Genomic DNA, 7,221 nt, shown 5'->3' on the forward strand with positions numbered 1-7,221 from the left:
CGGGGCCCGAAGGTGCCCAAATCCAAAGAGTGGCTGGAAGGCAAAGCCGCGAATGCTCACGTGTCGACGGATCGGGTGCTCAAGGCCGCTAAAGCCAAAAGACCTTGAAAGGGCTGAGTTTGAGGGCAGAATGCGTCTGGTAGCTGCCGCTGGCCACTTCGGCCTCAAGGAACTCGAAGCCGTTGGGCAGGGACAGGCGGACTCGATGAGGAGAGCCGTCGATCGGGCTGCGGATCGGCTCGCCACTGGCCTGCAACACGCCTGGAATGTCCAGGTGCGCCAAGCGCTGATCGACATCGATGGAGAGGGTGATGGGCACGAACAGCGGTTCGAACGCTTCACTCATGGTACTGCTGAACACCTGAAACACGTTGGCCCCAGGGTCGCTCTCCAGACCAGAGAGGATGGCCAGCAAGGACTGGCGCTGCGCCTCGTCGGCGCGTTCATCGATGAACACCTGGCAACTGCCGTTGCCCTCATGGATAGCACCCGGCCAAGCGAAGGTGGCAGCCCAGCACAAACCGTCCAGCGCCACCTGATTGAAATACCCGTGTTCCACTCGCATCGACGCCACCGCCTGGCAGTGACCATGGGTCGGTGGCGCATCGAATTGGCAGGGGCAGCCCCAATTGCAGTTGCAGGCAACGAACTCGACGCCCTGCATGCGCCATTCGGCGATGGACATGATCAACCTCTTCACCTGGCGGGTGAAATGAAAGCTGCGGTTACCCCATCCCCCATTAGTTAACGCTAGCAGCGCGCGCGCGTCGGATACGGGCTGCCGACCAAAGGTGCAAGCTGCCAGTCATGTCGGCGCGGGCCTGTAGGCGCTGGCGAAGCCTGCGATCTTTTGATCTTTTGATCTTTTGATCTTTTGATCTTTTGATCTTTTGATCTTTTGATCTTTTGATCTTTCGCTTGAGATTCCTACACAGCTCCTACACAGCTCCTGCACAGCTCCTTCGCAGCTGCCACAGGTTGCACATAGCTGTCGAAATCAGCTCAGGCTCTCATCGATCACCAACACCAGCTTCCCGGACACCTGGTTGGCCGCCAGTTCCGCGAACGCTGCTTCGGCGTCCTTGATGGCGAAGGTCTTGGCCAGTTGCGGGCTCAGGCGTTTGTCGGCAAACAGCGGCCACACCTGTTGGCCCAGCTCGCTGATCAGGTCGGCCTTGAACTGCTCGTCTCGGCTGCGCAAGGTCGAGCCAAGCAATTGGATGCGCTTGCCCAGCACCTGCGCCAGATCGAGCTCGGTCGAGCGCCCGCCCATCAGGCCGATCAACACCCAGCGGCCGTCAACTGACAAAAGTTTCACGTTGAGTTTGGCGTAGCTGCCGCCCACCGGATCGAGGATCACGTCGAAAGGGCCGAGATCGTTCAAACTCTCCAAGCCATCGGTGCGGACCACGCCGCCCTGGGCGCCCAGGGCCTCGCAATAGGCCAGCCGTTCGGTCGAACCGACACTGACCCAGCATGGGTTGCCGAACGCCTTACACAGCTGGATCGCGGCCGAGCCGACGCCACTGGCCCCGGCGTGCAACAGGACTTTTTCACCCGGCTTGAGCGCCGCCAGCTGGAACAGGTTCAGCCACGCGGTGCTGTAGACCTCCGGCAGCGCGGCCGCTTCAGCCAATGACAAGCCCTCCGGCACCGGCAATACATGCCGGCCATCGACCACCACCTCCTCGGCCATCCCGCCGCCGGCCAGCAACGCGCAAACCCGATCACCCACCTGCCAGGACGAGCCCGGCCCGACCTCGCTGATCACCCCGGCGCACTCCAGCCCCAACACCTGGCTGGCGCCGGGTGGCGGCGGGTAAAGTCCGGCTTTTTGCAGCAAATCGGCCCGATTCAGGCCCGCGGCTGCCACACGAATACGAACTTGCCCGACATCACACGCTGGGCTCGGCTCATCTGCCCATACCACTTGGCCTTCAACGCCTTGCAATGCTTTCACGGTGCCTCCATAGTGAGTCTCGACTGGGCCCGCTGCTTCAACGCCGGGCTTTCTTGCATTATGCGCCCGGGCCACATGGAACCGGCGACTTCAAAGACGGCCTAATATGCGTTATCAATTGTCCCTGCGTCGAATCAGCATGAAGCACCTGTTCCCCAGTACCGCCCTCGCGCTAGTCATTGGCCTCGGCCTGTTACCGTTGTCGAACGATACGTTCGCAGCCAACAGCTGGGACAAGCTTCAGCCCGATCGCGACGAGGTGATTGCCAGCCTTAACGTCGTCGAGTTGCTCAAGCGCCATCACTACAGCAAGCCGCCGCTCGATGATGCGCGCTCGGTCATCATCTACGACAGCTACCTGAAGCTGCTCGATCCGTCGCGCAGTTATTTCCTGGCCAGCGACATCGCTGAATTCGACAAGTGGAAAACCCAGTTCGACGACTTCCTCAAGAGCGGCGACCTGAACGCCGGGTTCACCATCTACAAGCGCTACCTGGACCGCGTGAAGGCGCGTCTGGACTACGCCATTGCCGAGCTGAACAAAGGCGTCGACAAAATCGATTTCAATACCAAGGAAACCTTGCTGGTCGACCGCAAGGATGCCCCTTGGCTCAAAAGCACAGCCGAACTCGATGACCTGTGGCGCAAGCGCGTCAAGGACGAAGTGCTGCGCATGAAGATCGCCGGCAAGGATCCCAAGCAGATCCAGGAAACCCTGACCAAGCGCTACAAGAACCAATTGGCTCGCTTGGACCAGACCCGCGCCGAAGACATTTTCCAGGCGTACATCAACACCTTCGCCATGTCCTACGACCCGCACACCAATTATCTGTCGCCGGATAACGCGGAAAACTTCGACATCAACATGAGCCTGTCACTGGAAGGCATCGGTGCGGTGCTGCAGAGCGACAACGACCAGGTGAAAATCGTGCGCCTGGTCCCGGCGGGCCCTGCGGACAAGACCAAACAGGTCAGCCCGGCGGACAAGATCATCGGCGTGGCCCAAGGCAACAAGGAAATGGTCGACGTGGTCGGCTGGCGCCTGGACGAAGTGGTCAAGCTGATCCGTGGCCCGAAAGGCTCGGTGGTGCGCCTGGAAGTCATCCCGGCCAGCAATGCGCCGAACGACCAGACCAGCAAGATCGTGGCCATCACCCGTGAAGCGGTGAAGCTGGAAGAACAGGCGGCGAAGAAATCGGTCCTCAACCTCAAGCAGGACGGCAAGGACTACAAGCTCGGCATCATTGAGATCCCGGCCTTCTACCTGGATTTCAAGGCCTTCCGTGCCGGGGATCCGAACTACAAGAGCACCACCCGCGACGTCAAGAAGCTGCTGACCGAACTGCAGAAGGAAAAGGTCGACGGCGTGGTCATCGACTTGCGCAACAACGGCGGCGGCTCCCTGCAGGAAGCCACCGAGCTGACCAGCCTGTTCATCGACAAGGGCCCGACCGTGCTCGTGCGTAACGCCGATGGCCGGGTGGATGTGCTGGAAGACGAAAACCCGGGCGCGTTCTACAAGGGACCGATGGCCTTGCTGGTTAATCGCCTGTCCGCGTCGGCCTCGGAGATTTTCGCCGGTGCCATGCAGGACTATCACCGTGCGCTGATCATCGGCGGCCAGACCTTCGGCAAAGGCACCGTGCAGACCATCCAGCCGCTCAACCACGGCGAACTGAAACTGACCCTGGCGAAGTTCTACCGGGTTTCCGGCCAGAGCACCCAGCACCAGGGCGTGCTGCCTGACATCGATTACCCGTCGATCATCGACACCAAGGAAATCGGTGAAAGCGCCCTGCCCGAAGCCATGCCATGGGACACCATCCGGCCTGCGATCAAACCGGCCGTGGACCCGTTCAAACCGTTCCTGGCCCAACTCAAGTCCGACCACGATGCGCGCTCGTCCCAGGACGCGGAATTCGTGTTCATCCGCGACAAGCTGGCCCTGGCGCAGAAGTTGATGATGGAAAAAACCGTCACCCTCAACGAAGCCGAACGTCGCGCTCAGCATGCCGACATCGAGACCAAGCAACTGACCATGGAAAACCTGCGTCGCAAGGCCAAGGGCGAAGAACCGCTCAAAGAGCTGAAGAAAGAGGACGAGGACCTGATCACCGAGCCGGAGAAAACCAAGCCGGAAGACGATGCCTACCTGAGCGAGACCGGGCGGATCCTGCTGGATTACCTGAAACTCAACACGGCGATCGCCAAGCACTAAGATGATGGCCATTTAATGGTGATGCTCGTCGGAGTGTCATCAAACTGACATCAGTCTGTCGTGAAATACAGGACTGGGTGCCCCGTACCCGGTCCTTTTTTTATCGCCAGAGATTGCCATGACCACGACAGAACAGCTGAGTGCCTTGAGTTCGATCCTGGCTCAAAGCGGTTTGCACAGTCTGTTCCAACCGATCATCTGCCTTTCCGAACGGCGCATCGTGGGTTATGAAGCCTTGACCCGCGGCCCCTCCAACAGCCCGCTGCACTCCCCCATCGCGCTGCTTTCCGTGGCCCGCCAGGCCGGCCGCCTCAGCGAATTGGAACTGGCCTGCCGCCGCAGCGCCTGCCAGCGCTTCAATGAGCAAAAGCTGCCGGGCAAGCTGTTTCTCAACGTCTCGCCCGAGTCGCTGCTGGAATCGGCACACCAGACGGGGCGCACACTGCAACTGCTGCAGGACTTCGGCATTGCCCCCAGCCAGGTCGTGATCGAACTGACCGAACAAACCCCGATCGATGACTTCCAGCTCCTGCAAACCGCGCTGCATCATTATCGTGCGATGGGTTTCTCGATTGCCCTGGACGACTTGGGCGCCGGTTATTCGAGCCTGCGGCTGTGGTCTGAATTGCGGCCCGATTATGTGAAGATCGACCGGCATTTCATCGACGGCATCCACCAGGACGCCCTCAAGCGCGAGTTCGTGGGCTCGATCCTGAAAATCGCCCGGGCCTCCCGCGCCCAGGTGATCGCCGAGGGAATCGAACTGCCGGAAGAACTGGCGGTGCTGATCGAAATGGGCGTCGACCTGGTCCAGGGCTATCTGCTGGCCCGGCCTCAGGAACAACCGTCACGCGATGCCAGAGCGCTGATGCCCAAGCAGGACAGCGGCGTGGCGGCGTTGAGCGACGAGGTCAACGACCTCAGTGCGCTGCTCAACGAACAACCGGCAGTGGCCCACAACACACCGACAGCCACCGTCCTGGAAGCGTTTCGTCGCCAGGCCAACCTCAACTCCCTGGCGGTGCTGGATGATCAAGGCCAGCCCTGCGGCATCGTTCACCGCCATTCGCTCTCGGATGCCTTGCTCAAACCCTTCGCCACCGACCTGTTCGCCCGCAAACCCATCAGTCGCCTGATGAGCGACGACTTTCTCGCGGTGGAGTTGAACCAGTCACTGCAACAAGTCAGCCGCCTGATCACCAGCCGCGCCCGACAACGCATCGAAGAAGACTTCATCATCACCCTCAACGGCGGCTACCTGGGCCTGGGCCGGGTGATCGATGTGCTCAAGCTCATCACCGAACTGAAAATCCAACAGGCCCGCTACGCCAACCCCCTGACCCTGCTGCCGGGTAACGTCCCGATCCAGCAATGCCTCACGCGCCTGCTGCAACAACGGCAGGAATCGGTGATCTGCTACGTGGACATCGACAGTTTCAAACCCTTCAACGACATCTACGGCTACGGTCGCGGCGATGAAGTCCTGCTGTGCCTGGCCCAATGCCTGAACGAACGCATCGACCCCAGCCGCGACTTCGTCGGCCACATCGGCGGCGACGACTTCCTGCTGGTCCTCGGCCCGGAAGACTGGCGCAGACGCCTGGATCAGCTACTCAGCGACTTCCAGACCCACTGCCGCCGCTTCTACCGCCCCGAGCACCTGGAGGCGGGATGTTTTACGGCGTTGAACCGACAGGGCGTTCGGCAGGAGTTCGCGTTGTTGTCGCTATCGATTGGGGTGGTGCATCTGCGTGCCGAGGCCTGTGAGGAGTTGGATGCCAGCCAGTTGGCTGAGCTGGCTTCACAGGCCAAGCACCATGCCAAGGAGATTCTGGGGGGGAGTGTGTATTTGGTGGATGGTTTGGCGGAGCGGGAGTCTGTGGTGGCGTTGGGTTTGTCGGTGTAAGCAGATTCTCCATTCACCACAGCCCGAACGCCTGGCGCAAACCCTGGGCTGCGTGCTGATCGTTCCCACGCTCCTGCGTGGGAACGCCGCCAGGGACGCTCCGCGTTCCGCTTCCGGATGTGACGCAGAGCGTCACGGGATGCATTCCCACGCAGAGCGAGGGAACGATCAAATACAATTAAGTTATGAGTTTTCGGCCACCTCTGACTGATAGCGTTTGAGGCAGCTCAGCAAAACTCTCATAAAGTGACGCTGATCCTTAACATCATCATCGAAATATGTGGTTATCCTCGAAAATATCTCATCAAAATTCGCCCCCTCTTCCAGATAGAAGGAAATTCTTTCAATAAACCATTCGCGCTCATGAGATTGAAATATTAAAAAATCGGATTTAAGCAAGAAATCAAACAACTCCACCAACTCGGAGTCGGCGTTGATATCCTTCGAGACGATAACCTCCTCCCTTGCCTCATCTATCGTATTCTCTATATCAAATACAAATAAGAGACTTCTTAGCACAACCATATCAGACGACTTCGTCATCACTCAAATTCCGTATAGCTGGTTATCGGAAGGCCTTTATCATTCAGTATCACCACAGCCTTTGTTTGCTCGCCATATTCCAACCCTTCCTTTTTATATCCTTCTCCGACTTTTCTTCCAAACTCAATAGGCTCACGAGATTGTTGCAGACCACTCTCTTTGAAAACGAGCCGTGCTCTATTTATCGCATAAAGTTGATCTCGATGACTTATGAAGTGTGTTGCCGCAGTAGGAATTTTAGGTTCTCCCTTTTTTTTACCCTTGGTATAACGTTCAATTTCACCCGTTGTAGGGTTTTTACCAGATTGCAGCCGTTCCATTTGCGATTGCAAGGTGGTCTGCGCACCGTGTTTTTCCAGAAAGTGAGCGCCATCAATAGAACCTTCCATTTCCCTTAACTCCTTATAAGCTTTTGCCTCCGCTAGTTCATGCTCCTGTGCCCGCTGCTCCGCCGTCATCGGCAGCCGCGGCTCACCCTCATCCACTCCAGCCTTAACCGCCGGATCCTGCTCCCCAACCGCCGGCCTACACCCACCCTTCCCCGGACAATCCACCAACCCCAACGGATCCACCCACCCCGTCGGGTTCAGGGTG

5 protein-coding genes and 1 pseudogene are annotated in these 7,221 nt (G+C 58.8%); 2 read left to right on the forward strand and 4 right to left on the reverse strand.

Going from position 1 to position 7,221, the window contains the following annotated elements; translation table 11 throughout:
- Positions 1 to 88: 88 nt before the first annotated feature.
- Both ASC85_RS05510 and ASC85_RS05515 read right to left on the reverse strand, forming a co-directional pair.
- Positions 89 to 685 carry a DUF1326 domain-containing protein gene (locus tag ASC85_RS05510; protein ID WP_057448569.1) on the reverse strand — a complete coding sequence of 199 codons (597 nt, stop codon included), beginning with the start codon at positions 683 to 685 and terminating at the stop codon, positions 89 to 91.
- A 312-nt stretch (positions 686 to 997) separates the two neighbouring features.
- Positions 998 to 1,960: a zinc-binding dehydrogenase gene (locus ASC85_RS05515; RefSeq protein ID WP_057448570.1), complete on the reverse strand. Its 963-nt coding sequence runs from the start codon at positions 1,958 to 1,960 to the stop codon at positions 998 to 1,000.
- A gap of 139 nt (positions 1,961 to 2,099) precedes the next feature.
- On the opposite strand from ASC85_RS05515, the gene ASC85_RS05520 reads away from it, so the two are divergent.
- Positions 2,100 to 4,178, forward strand: a complete 2,079-nt coding sequence (locus ASC85_RS05520; protein WP_164488472.1) for a carboxy terminal-processing peptidase — start codon at positions 2,100 to 2,102, stop codon at positions 4,176 to 4,178.
- Between the two features lie 118 nt (positions 4,179 to 4,296).
- Complete coding sequence (locus ASC85_RS05525; RefSeq protein ID WP_057448572.1) at positions 4,297 to 6,084, forward strand: bifunctional diguanylate cyclase/phosphodiesterase; 1,788 nt, start codon at positions 4,297 to 4,299, stop codon at positions 6,082 to 6,084.
- 183 nt (positions 6,085 to 6,267) lie between these two features.
- Here ASC85_RS05525 and ASC85_RS05530 read toward each other — a convergent pair whose 3' ends face one another.
- Together ASC85_RS05530 and ASC85_RS32940 are read right to left on the reverse strand one after the other, a co-directional pair.
- Positions 6,268 to 6,627 carry a hypothetical protein gene (locus ASC85_RS05530; protein ID WP_057448573.1) on the reverse strand — a complete coding sequence of 120 codons (360 nt, stop codon included), beginning with the start codon at positions 6,625 to 6,627 and terminating at the stop codon, positions 6,268 to 6,270.
- Positions 6,627 to 7,221, reverse strand: a pseudogene (locus ASC85_RS32940) (type IV secretion protein Rhs); the annotation flags it as partial. The pseudogene ASC85_RS32940 and the gene ASC85_RS05530, both read right to left, overlap by 1 nt.

It is taken from the genome of Pseudomonas sp. Root401 (assembly GCF_001425105.1).
GTDB lineage: Bacteria > Pseudomonadota > Gammaproteobacteria > Pseudomonadales > Pseudomonadaceae > Aquipseudomonas > Aquipseudomonas brassicacearum.